Raw genomic sequence first — 18,944 nt, 5'->3', positions numbered from 1 at the left:
GACGGGCGAGTACGGTCTACCGCGCCCGGCGCGGGCCCACAAGCGCCCGGCGCATACCTTCTCCGCTCTTTCGCTCCGACTGCGCCCGAGTGCGCCCCCCGGGCCCGCGGAGGTCGGCGGGACGGCGGGGGGGCAGGGCGGCGGGGTGGCAGGGCGGCTGAATCAGCGACCGGGCAGGGTCAGTTCGAACCAGGCGGTCTTGCCCGCGTCGGTGCGGGTGGCGCCCCACTCCCGGGCGAGGGTGCTGACCACCCGCAGGCCGCGCCCGGACTCGTCGACGGAGCCCGCGTCCAGCAGGCTCGGCAGGGTGTGGTCGTCGTCGTCCACCTCGCACAGCAGCGTGTCGCCGCGGACCAGGCGCAGTGCGAGCCGGCGGCTGCGGGTGTGCCGTACGGCGTTGCCGACCAGCTCGCTCACCAGCAGGGCCGCGGGCTCGACGAGTTGGTCCAGGTTCCAGGCGCGCAGCCGGCCGCTGACGAGGGCGCGGGCCCGGCCGGCCTCGGCCGGGTCGGGAGCGAGCGGCCACTCGGCGACGTCACCGGGTTCGATGCCGCCCAGGCGGGCCATGAGCAGGGCCACGTCGTCCTTGCGTCCGCCGCGGGTGTTCAGGGCCCGGACGATGGTGTCGCAGGCGTCGTCCATGGACGCGGCCGGGTGCGCGGCGGACTCGCAGAGCGTGGCGAGGCCCACGCCGATGTCCTCGCCGCGCATCTCGACCAGCCCGTCGGTGCACATCACAAGCCGGTCGCCGGGCTCCACCCGGACCCGTACCGCCTCGAAGGGCACCCCGCCCACCCCGATGGGCGCGCCCGTGGGCAGGTCGAGCAACTCGCCCCGCCCGCAACCGGCGTGGACGAGCACCGGCGGGACGTGGCCCGCGTTGGCGACGAGCAGTTCGCTCACGATCGGGTCGTAGACCGCGTAGAGGCAGGTCGCGAGGTAGGAGTCACCGAGCCGCTGCGACAAGTCGTCGAGATTGCGCAGGAGTTGGGCGGGTGGGAGGTCCAGGGCCGCCATGGTCCGGACGGCCGTGCGCAACTGGCCCATCTTGGCGGCCGAGTGGAGGCCGTGGCCCATGACGTCGCCGACCACGAACGCGGTCCGCGCGCCCGGCAGTTTGACCGAGTCGAACCAGTCGCCGCCGATCCGCCCCAGCAGCGTGCCGGGCAGGTAGCGGGTGGCGATGTCGCAGCCGGCCATGCGCGCCGGGATGCGCGGGAGCATGCTGTCCTGGAGGGTCTCGGCGACGCTCTCCTGGTAGGTGTACATGCGGGCGTTGTCGAGCACCAGGCCGACGCGGGCGGCGAGTTCGGCGCCGGTGACCCGGTCCATGTCGTTGAACTCGACGCGCTCGGGGTGGCGCAGCAGGACCATGAAGCCGAGCACCACGTCGCGTGCCTTGAGCGGTACGACCAGCATGGAGCGGCCGGTGATGAGGGGCCGGATGTCGCGCTTCTCGAACTGCGAGGCGATCGCGTGTCCCGCCTCCTCGCTGATGCGGGGCACCAGGACGGGCTCGCCGGTGGTCATGCACTGGAAGAAGGGGGTGTGCGCCGGGAAGGGCATGGCCTCGCCGACCGGTACGACGTCGTCCCAGCGGCCGGGTTCGTCGGTGTGGTGGACGGCGACCCGGTGCCAGAGGGTGGTGGTGTCCGGCACGCCCTCGGGGAACCCCTCGCCGGCGACGACCTGTTCGCGCAGGTAGGTCCCGGCGACGTCGGTGAAGCGGGGGACGACGGCCCGGCTGACCTCCAGGATCGTGGTGGCGAGGTCGAGGGAGGTGCCGATGCGTGAGCTGACCTCGTTGAGGAACTTTAGGCGCTCGCGCACGGCGACGTATTCGAGGTCCTCGCGGTCCTCGTCCTCGCCGTCGGCCTCCCGGGGCGCGGGCAGCCCCTCGGCCTCGGCGCGTGCGGCGCGAGCGCGCCGTGCCTTGCGCTCGGCGCGCCGGGGCACGCCCCAGTCGGGGGTCACCGGTACCCGGTCGTTCTGGCTGAACTCCAGGACGGGGTAACCGAGTTCGAGGACCTGGGCGACGATGCGGGCGCTCTCGCCGACGCTCATGCTGGGCAGGATGTCGGGCAGCCGGCGGGCGAGTTCCTCGGCGCCGGGGAAGTCGGTGTGCAGGGCGAAGCCGGGCGCGATCCGCTCGAAGGCGCGCTCCTCGACGCCGCCGGGGTCCGGGCGCAGTCCCTCGGCGTCGGCGGCGAGCACCAGCAGCCGCTCCCGGCCGGGGCCGACCATGGGGTACGCCCACCACAGGACGTCCGCGCGGTCCCGTCCGGGGACGGTGAGCCGGGCGCGGCCCGAGGCCGGATAGGGCAGCCGTCCGCCGCGCGGGGACTCCAGGTCGGGTCCGAGACCGTCGTCGTCGCCGGGGGAGGTGGGCTCGCCGGTCTCGCCGTACCGGCCGTAGGGGGCCGGGTCGTCGTCCTCGGGCAGGGCGCCGGAGACGGGCAGCAGGTCGACCGCGGGGCGGCCGATCGCCTCTTCCCGGGTGGCGCCGAACAGCCGGCGGGCGCCACGGCTCCAGTGCGAGACGAGCCCTTCGTGGTCGATCAGGACGACGGCCAGCGGAACGCGGCCGGGCGGGAGGGGCTCGGCCGCTCCGCAGGGCGCGGTGCCGCGGCCCGGAGACGCTGCCTTCTCGGTGCCACGGTCCATGGCCCAGGCCCTCTCTCCCACGGCTGTGCAAGATCTACCGCCGTTCACCACCGTACGGGGGCGTTCGGACGCGATGTGCGGCAACGCGGGAATTGGCGCCGGCCGAACGCGCGGGCGCGCCGGGCGCGTTCGGCCTTTGGGGCGGGGCTCGGCCCTCGTGCCCCGGTGGGAGGTCGCGCGCTCCGTGCGCCCCCCGGTCCCGGCCGGTCGGTTCGGACGTGGTTCCGTCCGAACCGACACGGGGGTGCCAACCCGCCCGGTGCGGCCGGGACTTGGACCGGAAGGGTGTCCCGCTACTCGGCCTTCTCGGCCTTCTCGACCTCGGCGGCGAACCGGTCGAGGAACTGGTCGTAGATACGGCCGAGGCCCTTGGGCGCGAAGGTGCGCTCGAAGAAGCCGCCGACGCCGCCGGCGCCGTCCCAGACGGTGGTCACGACGACTCGGGAGCTGCCCTCGCCGGCCGGGGTGACGCGCCAGGTGGTGACCATGGAGGAGTTGCGGTCCTTCTCGACCAGCTCGCCGTCGGTCGGCTCGCTGACCTCCAGGAGGCAGTCACGGACCCGCTTGCTGGTGGCCTGGAGCTTCCAGTGGACGAGGGTGCCCTCGCCGTCGCCGCCCTCGCGCACCTCGTACTCGCTGAACTGCTCGGGCAGCACCTTTCCGCGCGTGCCGCTGTAGTCGGCGAGGGCGTCGAACACCTTCTCGGCGTCCGCGGCGACTACCCGCTCGGTGGTGGCCTCGACCTGCGCCATTTTCGTTCCTCCATGACATGGGTTCTCCGGGCGGGAGCCAGCCAACCACCCCCCGGCCCGGCCGCCCAAATCGGGGTCGCGCGAGCGCCCGGGAGAACGGAGTCGCACGATCAAGGGAACATGTGTTCTATTCTGTGGCGGAGCGACACCGAGGAGGCGTCATGCGCTGGGAGAACCTCACAGTGGAGTCCGCCGGGAGCCCGGCCGACGCCGCGCTGTTCGGCGCGGACCAGGTGACCACCCGTACCTTCGACACGCCCGAGTTCCGCGGGATCACCTTCCACGAGATACGCGCCCGTTCGATCATCAACCGGGTGCCCGGGGCCTCGCGCATGCCCTTCGAGTGGACGGTGAACCCGTACCGGGGCTGCTCACACGCCTGCGTCTACTGTTTCGCGCGCAAGTCGCACAGCTATCTGGACCTGGACACCGGCCTCGGCTTCGACTCGCAGATCGTGGTCAAGGTGAACGCCCCGGACCTGCTGCGCCACCAGCTCGGCTCGCCCCGCTGGCAGGGCGAGCACATCGCGATGGGCACGAACGTCGACTGCTACCAGCGGGCCGAGGGCCGTTACCGGCTGATGCCGGGCATCCTCGGCGCGCTGCGCGACCACGCCAACCCGTTCTCGATCCTCACCAAGGGCACGCTGATCCTGCGCGACCTGGATCTGCTGGTGCAGGCCGCCCGGATCACCGAGGTCGGCGTCTCGGTGTCGGTGGGCTTCACCGATCCCGTGCTGTGGCGCACGGTCGAACCGGGCACCCCCTCCCCGGAGCGGCGCCTGGACGTCGTACGGACCCTGGGCGAGCACGGCATCGGCTGCGGTGTCCTGATGGCGCCGGTGCTGCCCTTCCTGAGCGACCACCCGGCCCAACTCCGCGCCACCGTAAGGGCGATCGCGGCCTCCGGGGCGACCTCGGTGACGCCCCTGGTGCTGCATCTGCGGCCCGGCGCCCGCGAGTGGTTCACGGCCTGGCTCGGGCAGCACCATCCGCATCTGGTGCGCCGCTACGAGCGGTTGTACGCGGAGGGCGCCTACGCCCCGAAGTGGTACCAGCGCCGCATCACCCGCCAGGTCCACGAACTGGCGGCGGAGTACGGCATCGGTCCCGCGCGGGGAGGCGTGCCGCGCCGGATCCCAGAGCCGGGACCCGCCGCTCCGCCGTCGTCCGGACCGGTGCAGCTCTCCCTGATCTGAGGGGCGCGTTCGAGGGCATCCCGCGGCCCATTCGGGTCACGTACCGGCCGCACGGGTTAGTCCGCCCTCGCTTACCGGGACGATGCGGCGAGGACCGGGAGCCCCTCGGTCCCGCAGCCCCTCCGTCCCGGGAGGACCCATGAGAAAACGCGCGGCCGCCCTGTGCGGTGCCGCCCTCGCCGTGGCCGGTTCGTTCACGGCCCTCCCCGCCGACGCGAGCACCACGGGGCCGCCGGCCGCCGCACGGGCCGCGGAACCGGCCTGGAAGAAGTGCGGGACCACCAAGTACCCGGCGCTCCAGTGCGCTTCCCTCAAGGTGCCTCTCGACCACGCGAACCCCGGCGGCCGGCAGATCACGCTCGCCCTCTCCCGCGTCCCGCACACCGCCACGGCCTACCAGGGCCCGCTGCTGGTCAACCCCGGCGGCCCGGGCGGCAGCGGACTGGCCCTGGCCGGCTTCGTGGCGTCCGCGCTGCCCAAGGCGGTGGCCTCCCGCTACGACGTCATCGGCTTCGACCCGCGCGGTGTCGGCGCCGGCACACCCGCCCTGGACTGCCGCCCCCACCACTTCGCGCCGGTGCGCCCCGACTCCGTACCGAGCACTCCCGCCCTCGAAGAGGCTGGCCTCTCCCGCGCGAAGAAGTTCGCCACCGCCTGCGCCAGGAAGTACGCGGACCTGCTGCCGTACATCGACACCCTCAGCGCGGTACGGGACATCGACGCCGTCCGGCGGGCGCTCGGCGCCCAGCGGATCAACTACTTCGGCTACTCCTACGGCACCTACCTGGGCGCCGTCTACGCCAAGCTCTTCCCCGACCGGGTGCGCCGCCTGGTCCTGGACTCCGTGGTCGACCCCACCGGCGTCTGGTACGACGACAACCTCGGCCAGGACCGCGCCTTCGACGCCCGCCACCGGGCGCTCATGGCGTGGATCGCCGCGAACGACACGACGTACCGGCTCGGCACCGACCCGGCGCGGATCGAGGCCAGGTGGTACGCGATGCGGGCGGCCCTCGCGAGGAGGCCGGCCGGCGGGAAGGTGGGCGCCTCCGAGCTGGAGGACACCTTCCTGCCGGGCGGCTACTACAACGGCTACTGGCCCGCCCTGGCCGGGGCGTTCGCCGCGTACGCGCACGACGGGAACACCCAGCCGCTGGTCGACACCTACGAGAACCTCGGCGCGGTCGACGCCGCCGGGGACAACGGCTACAGCGTCTACACCGCCGTGCAGTGCGGTGACGTCTCCTGGCCGCGCGACTGGCGCCAGTGGCACAAGGACACCTGGGCGGTCCACGAGCGGGCCCCCTTCATGACCTGGAACAACGCCTGGTACAACGCGCCGTGCGTGTTCTGGCCGACCAAGCCGCGGTCGGCGGTGAACGTCGCCAACGGCAAACTGCCGCCGGTGCTGCTCTTCCAGGCGACCGACGACGCGGCCACCCCCTACCAGGGCGGGCTGACGACGCACCGGCTGCTGGCCCGGTCCAGTCTCGTGGTCGAGCGGGGCGGCGGGAACCACGGCGTCACCCTGAGCGGAAACGCCTGCCTGGACAGGTACTTGACGGCGTATCTCGACGACGGCACGGTGCCGCGCGGTCGCGACGGCGTCGATGCGGTGTGCGAGAAGACACCGGACCCCCGGCCGGTGAGCGCGGCGAAAACGGCCACCGCCGCGAACGGCGAGACCCTGCACAAGCTGCTCGGCTTCCGCTGAGCACGGCCCGAACTCCCGCTGCGAAGAAGGGTGTTCGTCGTGGCGGGCGGCAAATTAATCGGGGGGCCTTCCAGCAGAGCCCCCTCTAAGGTGCGGTCATGCCCCACGAGCCGCCGCGGATTCGCCCCATGACCCTCGCCGACTGCGACCGCGTCTCCGAAATCCGCGTCCACGGCTGGCAGTTCGCCTACGACGGCCTGATGCCGCGCTCCTTCCTCGACGCGCTCAGCGTGGAGCGGGACGCCGCCCGGCGCCGGGCCCGCTTCGGGCAGGCCGACGGCGCCGTGCTGAACCTGGTCGCCGAGCGGGCCGGCGAGGTCGTCGGCTGGTCCTGCCACGGCCCGTACCGGGACGGCCGACTCCACACCGCGGAAGCCGAGTTGTACGCCCTCTATCTCGCCACCGACCACCTCGGGACCGGCGTCGGACGGGCCCTGCTCCAGGAGTCGGTACGGCGCTGCGCGGCCCTCGGCCACGACCGGATGTTCCTGTGGGTGGTGCGGGACAACACCCGCGCCCGCCGCTTCTACGAGCGGGCGGGGTTCCGCGCCGACGGCGCCGAGGAGCCCTTCGAGGTGGCCGGGACAGCGGTGCCCGAACTCCGTTACGTGCGCCAACTCCCGCGCTGACGTAGGCCGTTCTACCGCTGCCGGGAAATCCGCGCCAGCGCGCGCACCGCCGCCTCGGCCAGCGCCGGGTGCGCGAGCGCCTCGTTGAGCACCGGCCTGGCCCGGGTGTCCCCGAGCGTGCCGAGCCCCTCCACACAGGCGAGGGCCACCCGCCGGTAGGGGTCGTGCGGGCTCAACCGCCGCCGCAGGGTGGTGATCAGCGCGGGCACCGACTCGGGGGCGCGCAGCTCGGCGAGGAGGAGGACCGGGTGCAGGGCGTAGGCGACGCGGAGTTCGTTGGTGGCGAGGGCGGCGGCGGCGCGGGCGGTGCGGGGGTCGCCGAGCCGGGCCAGGGCGTACGCGGCGGAGGCACAGCGCGGCGGGTCGCGGTGGTTGAGGAGGAGGACGAGCGCCTCGAAGGCCCGTCGGTCGCCCGCGAGGCCGAGCCGGAACGCCACCAGCTCCCTCGCCCACAGCGGCTGCCCCACGGCGGTGAGGACGTCGGCCAGTTCGGCGAGATCACCGGTCGCCGCCAGCCGCTCGTAGACGGGCGTGCCCCCCGACTCCCGCCGCAAGCGCTCCGTGAGTGATCGCGACTCTTCGTCCATGACGCCGAGCCTAGGGGGGCCGCCGGAGCGAGGGACGCAGATCACAAACTCCGGGGGCTGGCGCGCTCGTTACCCACCGGTTAAGCTCAGACGAGCGAGTTACCCACTCGTGTTTCGCTCGCGGTGGCCTGGTGACGCAGCCGCCGTGGGAGCAGTCGGTTCGGTACCTCGCGTACCGCTGTACGACTCGGTCCCGGGACAGGGCCGGTCGGATCCGCCGTTCGCCGGGCGTGTGCACGCCCGTGACGACGGCACCGGGCGTGTGCGACACGTAGCCCGGCAACACCCGCACTCCTTCCCGCACCCCGGTGCGCCGCGGCTTCGGTCCCGGCGCACCCGGGCGCGCTTCCAGTCGTCACCCTCATTCCTGGAGTCCCGCGATGGCCGCTCCCCTGTCCCACACCCCTCTGTCCCCGCTGCAGACCGTCGCCGTCATCGGCCTCGGCACCATGGGCACCGGTATCACCGAGGTCCTCGCCAAGGCCGGCCGCGAGGTCGTCGGCATCGACGTCAGCGAGGCCGCGACCGTGCGGGCCGTCGCATCCCTGGAGGCGGCGACCGCCCGTGCCGTGGAGCGCGGCCGGCTGACCGGGCAGGAGCGCGCCGCCGCCCTGGCCCGGGTCCGCACCTCCACCGACCTGCGGGCGGCGGCCGACGCCGACCTGGTCATCGAGGTGGCCCCGGAGTCGTACGAGATCAAGCAGCAGATCTTCCGGGAGCTGGACGGGATCGTGCGGCCCGAAGCGATCCTCGCGACCGGCACCAACGCCCTCTCCGTGACCCGGCTCGCCGCCGACTCGGCGCGGCCCGAGCGGGTGCTCGGGCTGCACTTCTTCAACCCCGCGCCCGCCATGAGACTGGTCGAGATCGTCTCGTCCGTGCTGACCGCGCCGGCCGCCGTCGCCGCCGTCACCGATCTCGCCGTCGAGCTGGGCAAGGAGCCGGTGGCCGTCGGCGACCGGCCCGGATTCGTCGCCGACGGGCTGCTGTTCGGCTATCTCAACCAGGCGGCGGCGATGTACGAGGCGAAGTACGCCTCCCGCGAGGACATCGACGCGGCGATGCGGCTGGGCTGCGGGCTGCCCATGGGACCGCTCGCCCTGCTCGACCTGATCGGCGTCGACACCGCGCGCACGGTCCTCGAAGCCATGTACACCGAGTCCCAGGACCGCCTGCACGCCCCCGCGCCGATCCTGAAGCAGCTCAGCGAGGCGGGCCTGACCGGCCGCAAGTCGGGCCGCGGCTTCTACTCGTACGCGGCCCCCGGCAGCGCCTCCGTGGTGCACGACGCCCTGACCCCGCTGGAAGGCGTCGGGCTCACCCCCGGCCGCGAGGTGCGCTCCGTCGGAGTGGCCGGCTCCGGGACCATGGCGTCCGGTATCGCGGAGGTCTTCGCGAAGGCCGGCTACGAGGTGGTCCTCGCCGCCCGCAGCGAGGAGAAGGCACGGTTCGCCAAGGCCCGGGTCGGCAAGTCCCTCGCGCGCTCCGTGGAGAAGGGCCGGCTGACCGCCGAGGGCGCCGCCGAGGCCCTGGACCGGATCGTCCCGGCGGGCTCCTACGACGCGTTCGCCGAGGTCGACCTGGCCGTCGAGGCGGTCGCCGAGGACCTGGAGATCAAGCAGCAGCTGTTCGCGACACTGGACAAGGTCTGCCGGCCGGGCGCGGTCCTGGCCACCACGACCTCCTCGCTGCCCGTCGTCGCCTGCGCCCGCGCCACCTCGCGTCCGCAGGACGTGATCGGGATGCACTTCTTCAACCCGGCGCCCGCGATGAAGCTGGTCGAGGTGGTGCGTACGGTGCTCACGGGCGACGACGTCCACGCCACGGTCCGCGAGGTCTGCGGCCGGATCAGGAAGCACGCCGTCGACTGCGGCGACCGGGCCGGATTCATCGTCAACGCCCTGCTCTTCCCGTACCTCAACAACGCGATCAAGATGGTCCAGGAGCACTACGCGTCCCTCGACGACATCGACGCGGCGATGAAGCTGGGCGGCGGCTACCCGATGGGCCCCTTCGAGCTGCTGGACGTCGTCGGGCTCGACGTCTCCCTGGCGATCGAGAAGGTCCTGCACCGCGAGTTCCGCGACCCGGGTCTCGCCCCGGCCCCGCTCCTGGAGCACCTGGTGGCCGCGGGCTGCCTCGGCCGCAAGACCGGCCGCGGCTTCCGCGAATATGCGCGCCGCTGAGCATCCCGGCGAGCGGTCCGGGGGCGACGCGGACTGGGGCGGCCTGCTGGACCCCGCACCACTCGCGTCTCCCCCGCCCGGCCCACCCGCTCCTCCCCCGCCCGGCCCACCCGGTTCTCCCCCCTCCACCCCGGGCGGGGGAAGCCCCCGGCATGCGCGCCGGGCTGCGCACATGCAGTACGTTCGGGTCATGTCCCAGCCCGCCAAGTCCTCACGTACTCCTGCCCCGTCCGACGCGCCGGAGAGTGCCGCCGGCGGTCGTGCCGCCGCCCAACGGCTCAAGATGCGGCGGGAGTTGGCGGCGGCCGCGATGGAGCTGTTCGCGACGAAGGGGTACGAGGCGACCACGGTCGACGAGATCGCCGCCGCGGCCGGGGTCGCGCGCCGCACGTTCTTCCGCCACTTCCGCTCCAAGGAAGAGGCGATCTTCCCCGACCACGACGACACCTTGATCCGGGCCGAGGCGGTGCTCAACGCCGCTCCGGCGCACGAGCACCCGCTCGACACGGTGTGCCGGGGCATCAAGGAAGTCATGCGGATGTACGCGTCCCACCCGGAGATCTCGGTGGCCCGCTACAAGCTCACCCGCGAGGTGCCCACCCTGCGCGAGGCGGAGATCGCCTCGGTGGCCCGCTACGAGCGGCTCTTCACCCGCTATCTCCTCGGGCACTTCGACGAGCACGCGCACGACGACGACGCCAACGACGACCCGTTGCTGGCCGAGGTGGCCGCGTCCGCCGTGGTCACCGCCCACAACCACGTCCTGCGGCGCTGGCTGCGAGCCGGCGCCCAGGGCGACGTGGAGGCCCAGCTCGACCACGCCTTCGCCATCGTCCGCAGGACGTTCGGCACCGGGATAGGGGCCGGCCGGACCGCGGCCCCCAAGCCCGCCGGCGCGGCGACGCACCGGCAGGGCGAGGTCCTGGTGACCGTCGCCCGCACCGACGCCTCGCTGGACGAGGTCATGCGGACCATCGAAGAGGCCTTGAAGGAGCGCTGACCACCCGGCTCCGCCGTGACGACGGCCACCCCTCGGGGTGGCCGTTCTGGCATGTCGGAGCAGGTTTTCGGGCGGCTTCCACCCCCCGTTCGATCGATCATCGCTCATATGTTACGTAAAGATTTCATCTGAGAGCGATTCATGGCACTCGGTGCCTTGCGAGCTGACACGGGGTGCCATACGTTGAAGGGAGTCCGGGCGGCCGGCGAAGCAGAACCTCGCTCCGTCGGCTGTCCCCGCGAACCACTGGTCCGCGCGCCCGGACGCCTGCGTCACAGGCAACCTTCCGCGCCACAAAGCGCTGCCGAAGCACCACCCCCACCGAACCGACGGCACTCCTCACCACCCTCAGCAGCAGCAACGACGACCCTCAGCGCCCCGCCCTCAGGGCGCTCACCGCCGGAGGCAACACCGTGACCGTGAAGGACATCCTGGACGCGATCCAGTCGCCGGACTCGAAGCCGGCCGACTTCGCCGCCCTTCCCCTGCCCGAGTCGTACCGCGCGATCACCGTGCACAAGGACGAGACGGAGATGTTCGCCGGGCTCGCCACCCGCGACAAGGACCCCCGCAAGTCGATCCACCTGGACGACGTCCCGGTGCCCGAACTCGGCCCGGGCGAGGCCCTGGTGGCCGTGATGGCCTCCTCGGTCAACTACAACTCGGTCTGGACGTCGATCTTCGAGCCGCTCTCCACGTTCGGCTTCCTGGAGCGCTACGGCAAGCTCAGCGAGCTGACGAAGCGGCACGACCTCCCCTACCACATCATCGGCTCCGACCTCGCGGGCGTGGTGCTGCGCACCGGCCCCGGCGTGAACGCCTGGAAGCCCGGTGACGAGGTCGTCGCGCACTGCCTCTCCGTGGAGCTGGAGTCCTCCGACGGGCACAACGACACGATGCTCGACCCGGAGCAGCGCATCTGGGGCTTCGAGACGAACTTCGGCGGCCTCGCGGAGATCGCGCTGGTCAAGTCGAACCAGTTGATGCCCAAGCCGGGCCACCTGTCATGGGAGGAGGCCGCCGCTCCCGGGCTGGTCAACTCCACCGCCTACCGGCAGTTGGTCTCCCGCAACGGGGCCGGCATGAAGCAGGGCGACAACGTCCTCGTCTGGGGCGCGAGCGGCGGACTCGGCTCGTACGCCACGCAGTTCGCGCTGGCCGGCGGCGCCAACCCGATCTGTGTGGTGTCCAGCCCGCAGAAGGCGGACATCTGCCGGGCGATGGGCGCCGAGGCGATCATCGACCGCACCGCCGAGGACTACCAGTTCTGGCAGGACGAGCACACCCAGAACCCGCGCGAGTGGAAGCGGTTCGGCAAGCGCATCCGTGAGCTCACCGGCGGCGAGGACGTCGACATCGTCTTCGAGCACCCCGGCCGCGAGACCTTCGGCGCGAGCGTCTACGTCACCCGCAAGGGCGGCACGATCGTCACCTGCGCCTCGACCTCCGGGTTCAACCACGAGTACGACAACCGCTACCTGTGGATGTCCCTGAAGCGGATCATCGGCTCGCACTTCGCCAACTACCGCGAGGCCTGGGAGGCGAACCGGCTGGTCGCCAAGGGAAAGATCCACCCGACGCTCTCCAAGGTGTACTCCCTGGAGGAGACCGGCCAGGCCGCCTACGACGTGCACCGCAACCTCCACCAGGGCAAGGTCGGCGTCCTCTGCCTCGCCCCCGAGGAGGGTCTCGGCGTCCACGACGAGGAACTGCGCGCGACGCACCTCGACGCCATCAACCGCTTCCGGAACATCTGAGGTTCCCAGATGACTGAGCGTCAGAAAGACCGGCCGTGGCTGATGCGCACGTACGCCGGTCACTCCACGGCCGAGGCGTCCAACGAGCTGTACCGGCGCAACCTCGCCAAGGGCCAGACCGGTCTGTCGGTGGCGTTCGACCTGCCGACGCAGACCGGCTACGACTCCGACCACGTCCTCGCCCGCGGCGAGGTCGGCCGGGTCGGTGTGCCGGTCGCGCACCTCGGTGACATGCGCCGGCTGTTCCAGGACATCCCCCTGGAGCAGATGAACACCTCCATGACGATCAACGCGACCGCCATGTGGCTGCTGGCGCTCTACCAGGTCGTCGCCGAGGAGCAGGGCGCGGACGTCACCCAGCTCCAGGGCACGACCCAGAACGACATCGTGAAGGAGTACCTGTCCCGGGGCACGCACGTGTTCCCGCCGGAGCCCTCACTCCGGCTGACCACGGACATGATCTGCTACACGGTCAACCACATCCCCAAATGGAACCCGATCAACATCTGCAGCTACCACCTCCAGGAGGCGGGGGCCACCCCGGTCCAGGAGATCGCGTACGCGATGTCCACCGCGATCGCCGTCCTGGACGCGGTCTTCGCCTCCGGCCAGATCCCCGAGGAACGCAAGGGCGACGTCGTCGGCCGCATGTCCTTCTTCGTCAACGCGGGCGTCCGGTTCGTCGAGGAGATGTGCAAGATGCGCGCCTTCGGCCGCATCTGGGAACACCTCACCCGCGACCGCTACGGCATCGAGGACCCCAAGCAGCGCCGCTTCCGCTACGGCGTCCAGGTCAACTCCCTCGGGCTGACCGAGGCCCAGCCGGAGAACAACGTCCAGCGGATCGTGCTGGAGATGCTGGCGGTGACCCTGTCGAAGGACGCACGCGCGCGTGCCGTCCAACTCCCCGCCTGGAACGAAGCGTTGGGGCTGCCCCGGCCCTGGGACCAGCAGTGGTCGCTGCGCATCCAGCAGGTGCTGGCGCACGAGAGCGACCTGCTGGAGTACGAGGACATCTTCGAGGGCTCGCACGTCATCGAGGCCAAGGTGGCGGCCCTCGTCGAGGAGTCCCTCGCCGAGATGGACCGCATCGAGGAGATGGGCGGCGCGATGGCCGCGGTGGAGTCGGGCTACCTCAAGTCGCGGCTCGTCTCCTCGCACGCCGAGCGGCGGGGCCGTATCGAGTCCGGCCAGGACAAGATCATCGGCGTCAACATCTTCGAGTCGACCGAGCCGAACCCGCTCACGGCCGACCTGGACACCGCGGTCCAGACCGTCGACCCGGCGGTGGAGGCCCGGGTCGTCGAATCGCTCCTCGCGTGGCGGGAGTCGCGCTACCAGCCGCCGTTCAACCACCCGCGCCCGTGCAAGGCGCTGGAGCGGCTGAAGGAGGCCGCCAAGGGGACCGGCAACCTCATGGAGGCCACCCTGGAGTGTGCCCGCGCCGGGGCCACGACCGGTGAGTGGGCCGGGGCCCTGCGCGAGGTGTTCGGCGAGTTCCGGGCACCGACCGGAGTCTCCTCCGCGCCGGTGGCGGTGCCCGCCGAGGAGGGCTCGGCGATGGCCGCGGTGCGCGGCAAGGTGGACCTCACCGCGCGCGACCTGGGCGTCGGCAAACTGCGCTTCCTGGTCGGCAAGCCGGGCCTGGACGGACACTCCAACGGCGCCGAGCAGATCGCCGTACGCGCGCGTGACGCCGGCTTCGAGGTGGTCTACCAGGGCATCCGGCTGACCCCGGAGCAGATCGTGGACGCGGCCGTCGCGGAGGACGTGCACGCGGTGGGCCTGTCCATCCTGTCCGGCTCACACGCCCAGTTGGTGCCCGACGTGCTGGACCGGCTGCGCGAGGCGGGCGCGGCCGACATCCCGGTGATCGCCGGCGGGATCATCCCGAACGCCGACGCCGAACGGCTCAAGGCCGCCGGAGTCGCCGCGGTCTTCACCCCGAAGGACTTCGACATCACCGGAATCATCGGCCGTATCGTCGACGAGATCCGGAAAGCGAACAAGCTCGACCCCCTGGAGGTCCCCGCATGAGCACGCCCGCCCCCGTCAACCGGCTTCGCCCGCGACGCTCCTGTCTCGCGGTCCCCGGGAGCAACCCCCGGTTCCTGGAGAAGGCGCAGGGCCTCCCGGCCGACCAGGTCTTCCTCGACCTGGAGGACGCGTGCGCGCCGCTCGCCAAGCCCGACGCGCGGCACACCATCGTCAAGTTCCTCAACGAGGGGGACTGGACCGGCAAGACACGGGTCGTGCGCGTCAACGACTGGACGACCGAGTGGACGTACCGCGATGTCGTCACCGTGGTCGAGGGGGCGGGCCCCAACCTCGACTGCATCATGCTGCCGAAGGTGCAGGACGCGCAGCAGGTCGTCGCCCTCGATCTGCTGCTGACGCAGATCGAGAAGACGATGGGCTTCGAGGTCGGCAAGATCGGTATCGAGGCGCAGATCGAGAACGCGCGGGGCCTCAACAACGTCAACGAGATCGCTCAGGCCTCTCCCCGTGTCGAGACGATCATCTTCGGCCCCGCGGACTTCATGGCGTCGATCAACATGAAGTCGCTCGTCGTGGGCGAGCAGCCGCCCGGCTACCCGGCGGACGCCTACCACTACATCCTGATGAAGATCCTGATGGCCGCCCGCGCCAACAACCTCCAGGCGATCGACGGTCCCTACCTCCAGATCCGCAACGTCGACGGCTACCGCGAGGTCGCCGGGCGCGCCGCCGCGCTCGGTTTCGACGGCAAGTGGGTGCTGCACCCGGGTCAGGTCGAGGCGTCCAACGAGATCTTCTCGCCCTCCCAGGAGGACTACGACCACGCCGAGTTGATCCTCGACGCCTACGACTACTACACGTCCGAGGCGGGCGGCAGGAAGGGCTCCGCGATGCTCGGCGACGAGATGATCGACGAGGCCAGCCGCAAGATGGCGCTGGTCATCTCGGGCAAGGGCCGGGCCGCGGGCATGCGGCGCACGTCCGCCTTCGAGATCCCGGAGGCCTGAGCATCATGCAGTTCGGACGCACCTACGAGGAGTTCGAGGTCGGCGCGGTCTACAAGCACTGGCCCGGCAAGACGGTCACGGAGTACGACGACCACCTCTTCTGTCTGCTCACCATGAACCACCACCCGCTCCACCTGGACGCCAACTACGCCGAGAACACGACCGACTTCGGCAAGAACGTCGTCGTCGGCAACTACATCTACTCGCTGCTGCTGGGCATGTCCGTGCCGGACGTGTCCGGGAAGGCGATCGCCAACCTGGAGATCGAGTCGCTGAAGCACGTGGCGCCGACCTTCCACGGCGACACCCTCTACGGCGAGACGACGGTCCTCGACAAGACGCCCTCCCGGTCGAAGAGCGACCGCGGGATCGTCCACGTGGAGACCAGGGGGTACAAGCAGGACGGCACGCTGGTCTGCGTGTTCCGCCGCAAGGTGATGGTGCCGACCGAGACGTACATCAAGGAGCGCGGCGGCGAGCAGCCGGGGCGCCCCCAGTTGAAGCAGCAGGAGAAGTAGCCATGGCGCGACTCGCCCAGACCGCCGGTCTCACCGACATCCAGCGGGAGATCCTCTCCACCGTCCGCGACTTCGTGGACAAGGAGATCATCCCGGTCGCCACCGAGCTGGAGCACCGCGACGAGTATCCGCAGCAGATCGTCGACGGCCTCAAGGAGCTGGGCCTGTTCGGCCTGATGATCCCGGAGGAGTACGGCGGCCTCGGCGAGTCCCTCCTCACGTACGCGCTGTGCGTGGAGGAGATCGCGCGCGGCTGGATGTCGGTCTCCGGCATCATCAACACCCACTTCATCGTGGCGTACATGCTGAAGCAGCACGGCACCCAGGAGCAGCGGGAGCACTTCCTGCCGCGGATGGCGGCGGGCGACATCCGGGGCGCGTTCTCGATGTCGGAGCCGGCGCTCGGTTCGGACGTCTCGGCGATCACCTCGAAGGCGGTCCGGGACGGTGACGAGTACGTCCTGACCGGCCAGAAGATGTGGCTGACGAACGGCGGTACGTCCTCGCTCGTCGCCGTGCTGGTGCGCAGTGACGAAGGGCACCCCGAGGGGACCGCTCCGCACAAGTCGATGACGACCTTCCTGGTGGAGAAGGAGCCGGGTTTCGGCGAGGTCCGGCCCGGCCTCACCATCCCCGGGAAGATCGACAAAATGGGGTACAAGGGCGTCGACACGACCGAACTCATCATGGACGGACTGCGGGTTCCGGCCGATCGGGTGCTCGGCGGGAGCACCGGCCGAGGTTTTTACCAAATGATGGACGGCGTCGAGGTGGGTCGCGTCAATGTGGCGGCCCGTGGCTGCGGTGTCGCGCAGCGTGCCTTCGAACTGGGCGTCTCCTACGCCCAGCAGCGGCACACCTTCGGCAAGGCGATCGCCCAGCACCAGGCCATCCAGTTCAAGCTCGCGGAGATGGCCACCAAGGTCGAGGCCGCCCATGCGATGATGGTGAACGCCGCACGCAAAAAGGACTCCGGGGAGCGAAACGACCTGGAGGCGGGGATGGCGAAGTACCTCGCCTCGGAGTACTGCAAGGAGGTCGTCGAGGACGCCTTCCGGATCCACGGCGGCTACGGCTTCTCCAAGGAGTACGAGATCGAGCGCCTGTACCGCGAGGCGCCGATGCTGCTGATCGGCGAAGGGACCGCCGAGATCCAGAAGATGATCATCGGGCGGAGGCTGCTCGAAGAGTATCGACTGCAGGGCTGATTGTCCGTTTCGGGGTGCTTTCCTCGAGAAGAAGATCACACCCCGATAACGCCCTTCGGCCGCCGACTCGGCTTTCTGGCTTACCCAGTTGTGTCCCGCGACCGGTACGATCCCGGGACAGCCGCCGTCCCCCGTTCCAGCGCGGCATCATCCGCTACGAAGGTCATCCATGCCCCACAGCCAAACCTCTGCACCACGCGACAGCCTGGCGGGCGTACGCCTCGCGCGCGGAGCATCGCCGTGGCTCCTGCCGACCGTCGCCACCGCAGCTCTCAGCCTGGTCCGCGCGCGCCGCTCCGGCGTCGCCAGGGCCGTGGCCGTCCCCGCCACCGCTCTCGCGGCGGGCATGCTGTGGTTCTTCCGCGACCCCGAGCGAGAGATCACCCAGGGCCGGGTCATCTCGCCCGCCGACGGCGTGGTGCAGAGCATCATGCCGTGGAAGGACGGACGTACCCGCGTCGCGATCTTCATGAGCCCGCTCAACGTCCACGTCAACCGCGCGCCCCTCTCCGGCATGGTGACGTCCGTCGAGCACATCCCCGGCGGGTTCGTTCCGGCGTTCAACAAGGAGAGCGAGAACAACGAGCGCGTAGTCTGGCATTTCGACACCGAACTCGGCGACATCGAGATGATCCAGATCGCCGGCGCGGTGGCCCGCCGCATCGTGCCCTACGTTCCGCAGGGCACGAAGGTCGAGCAGGGCGACCGCATCGGTCTGATCCGGTTCGGCTCGCGTGTCGACGTCTACCTCCCGGAAGGCGTGGAGGTGGCGGTCGAGGTCGGCCAGAAGACCGTGGCTGGGGTGACTCGCATTGACCGTGATTGATCCGGAGACCCAGGCGGGCTGGGTGCCCGAGGCCGCCGAGCTGGACGACGAGGAGGAGATGCCCCTCTCTCTGCGCCTGTCGATAGCGGACACCCTCACCCTCGGGAACGCCACCTGTGGGTTCATGGCGGTGTACTTCACCACCACGGGCATCCTCATCCCGCATCTGACGGGCAACGACGAGTCGGCCGGCATGGCCCGGCACAGCGCCGCCACGGCGGTCATCCTGATGCTGTGCGCGGCCGTCTTCGACCTGTTCGACGGCCTGGTCGCCCGCAAGCTGCGCTCCTCCCCCATGGGCGCCGAGCTGGACAACCTGTCGGACCTGATCAGCTTCGGTCTCGCGCCGGCGTACTTCGTGCTCGTCTACGGCATGGTCGCCGACGACGCGCACCAGAGAGTGGCCGCGGTCGGTGCGATCGTGGTGCTGCTCGCGGTGGTTCTGCGTCTCGCGAGGTTCTCGTGCGTGACCCCGCCGAACGGCATGTTCCAGGGCATGCCCTCCCCGTTCGGCGCGCTGACCGTGGTCTCGATCGTCCTGCTGGAGCTGCCCTTCGTGGCGACGCTGCTGGCGATCCTGGGCACCGCCTGGCTGATGGTGAGCCGGGTCGAGTACCCCAAGCCGCGCGGCCGGCTCGCGGTGGCGATGCTGGCGTGGATCGTCCTGTCGATGGGGCTGCTCGCCGCGTGGGCCTTCGACGCCCCGGGCGGTCAGCTGCTGCTCCAGACGGGCTGTGCGCTCCAGCTGGTGATGGGCGCGGTGATCCCGCTCTTCGCGACGGCCCGCCGGGTGCACAACTTCCGCGGCAACCGGCGTGAGGCGCGGGCGGCGCAGCTGCCGTAGGCGCTCGCCGCCGTACCGCTGCCGAAGGGGCCCGAACCGATCCGCGGATCGGTTC

General features: G+C 71.0%; 15 protein-coding genes. 12 read left to right on the top strand and 3 right to left on the bottom strand.

Annotation, left to right across the window (positions count from 1 at the left end):
• Positions 1-162: 162 nt before the first annotated feature.
• Together ABZT12_RS16735 and ABZT12_RS16730 are read right to left on the bottom strand one after the other, a co-directional pair.
• Positions 163-2,664 carry a SpoIIE family protein phosphatase gene (locus tag ABZT12_RS16735; protein WP_356383998.1) on the bottom strand — a complete coding sequence of 834 codons (2,502 nt, stop codon included), beginning with the start codon at positions 2,662-2,664 and terminating at the stop codon, positions 163-165.
• Positions 2,665-2,957: 293 nt separating this feature from the next.
• Positions 2,958-3,416, bottom strand: a complete 459-nt coding sequence (locus tag ABZT12_RS16730; RefSeq protein WP_356383995.1) for an SRPBCC family protein — start codon at positions 3,414-3,416, stop codon at positions 2,958-2,960.
• Positions 3,417-3,577: 161 nt separating this feature from the next.
• On the opposite strand from ABZT12_RS16730, the gene ABZT12_RS16725 reads away from it, so the two are divergent.
• From ABZT12_RS16725 to ABZT12_RS16715, 3 genes are all read left to right on the top strand, one after another.
• The gene (locus tag ABZT12_RS16725; RefSeq protein ID WP_356383992.1) at positions 3,578-4,615 is read left to right on the top strand and encodes an Rv2578c family radical SAM protein; all 1,038 of its coding nucleotides are present in this window, start codon (positions 3,578-3,580) and stop codon (positions 4,613-4,615) included.
• A 139-nt stretch (positions 4,616-4,754) separates the two neighbouring features.
• Positions 4,755-6,329, top strand: a complete 1,575-nt coding sequence (locus ABZT12_RS16720; RefSeq protein ID WP_356383989.1) for an alpha/beta hydrolase — start codon at positions 4,755-4,757, stop codon at positions 6,327-6,329.
• 98 nt (positions 6,330-6,427) lie between these two features.
• Positions 6,428-6,958 (top strand): GNAT family N-acetyltransferase, encoded by a 531-nt coding sequence (locus tag ABZT12_RS16715; protein WP_356383986.1) that lies wholly within the window; start codon positions 6,428-6,430, stop codon positions 6,956-6,958.
• A gap of 11 nt (positions 6,959-6,969) precedes the next feature.
• Here ABZT12_RS16715 and ABZT12_RS16710 read toward each other — a convergent pair whose 3' ends face one another.
• Positions 6,970-7,545: an adenylosuccinate lyase gene (locus ABZT12_RS16710; protein ID WP_356383983.1), complete on the bottom strand. Its 576-nt coding sequence runs from the start codon at positions 7,543-7,545 to the stop codon at positions 6,970-6,972.
• A 380-nt stretch (positions 7,546-7,925) separates the two neighbouring features.
• On the opposite strand from ABZT12_RS16710, the gene ABZT12_RS16705 reads away from it, so the two are divergent.
• From ABZT12_RS16705 to pssA, 9 genes are all read left to right on the top strand, one after another.
• Positions 7,926-9,731 (top strand): 3-hydroxybutyryl-CoA dehydrogenase, encoded by a 1,806-nt coding sequence (locus ABZT12_RS16705; protein ID WP_356383980.1) that lies wholly within the window; start codon positions 7,926-7,928, stop codon positions 9,729-9,731.
• Between the two features lie 172 nt (positions 9,732-9,903).
• Complete coding sequence (locus ABZT12_RS16700; RefSeq protein ID WP_356383977.1) at positions 9,904-10,731, top strand: TetR family transcriptional regulator; 828 nt, start codon at positions 9,904-9,906, stop codon at positions 10,729-10,731.
• 419 nt (positions 10,732-11,150) lie between these two features.
• Complete coding sequence (gene ccrA, locus ABZT12_RS16695) at positions 11,151-12,488, top strand: crotonyl-CoA carboxylase/reductase (protein WP_356384136.1); 1,338 nt, start codon at positions 11,151-11,153, stop codon at positions 12,486-12,488.
• A 9-nt stretch (positions 12,489-12,497) separates the two neighbouring features.
• Positions 12,498-14,525 carry a protein meaA gene (locus ABZT12_RS16690; protein ID WP_356383973.1) on the top strand — a complete coding sequence of 676 codons (2,028 nt, stop codon included), beginning with the start codon at positions 12,498-12,500 and terminating at the stop codon, positions 14,523-14,525.
• Positions 14,522-15,493, top strand: a complete 972-nt coding sequence (locus tag ABZT12_RS16685) for a CoA ester lyase (RefSeq protein WP_356383970.1) — start codon at positions 14,522-14,524, stop codon at positions 15,491-15,493. Before ABZT12_RS16690 ends, ABZT12_RS16685 begins: the two co-directional genes overlap by 4 nt.
• 5 nt (positions 15,494-15,498) lie before the next feature.
• Positions 15,499-16,011, top strand: a complete 513-nt coding sequence (locus ABZT12_RS16680) for a MaoC family dehydratase (RefSeq protein WP_356383967.1) — start codon at positions 15,499-15,501, stop codon at positions 16,009-16,011.
• 2 nt (positions 16,012-16,013) lie between these two features.
• Positions 16,014-17,219, top strand: a complete 1,206-nt coding sequence (locus ABZT12_RS16675; RefSeq protein WP_356383964.1) for an acyl-CoA dehydrogenase family protein — start codon at positions 16,014-16,016, stop codon at positions 17,217-17,219.
• A 169-nt stretch (positions 17,220-17,388) separates the two neighbouring features.
• Positions 17,389-18,045: a phosphatidylserine decarboxylase gene (locus ABZT12_RS16670; protein WP_356383961.1), complete on the top strand. Its 657-nt coding sequence runs from the start codon at positions 17,389-17,391 to the stop codon at positions 18,043-18,045.
• Positions 18,046-18,067: 22 nt separating this feature from the next.
• The gene (pssA, locus tag ABZT12_RS16665; RefSeq protein ID WP_356384133.1) at positions 18,068-18,889 is read left to right on the top strand and encodes a CDP-diacylglycerol--serine O-phosphatidyltransferase; all 822 of its coding nucleotides are present in this window, start codon (positions 18,068-18,070) and stop codon (positions 18,887-18,889) included.
• Positions 18,890-18,944 lie beyond the last annotated feature (55 nt).

The organism is Streptomyces sp. NPDC005423 (genome assembly GCF_040606415.1).
Classification (GTDB): Bacteria; Actinomycetota; Actinomycetes; order Streptomycetales; family Streptomycetaceae; genus Streptomyces.
The sequence above is the reverse complement of the archived record's forward strand: the minus strand, read 5'-3'. Positions and strand labels throughout refer to the sequence as shown.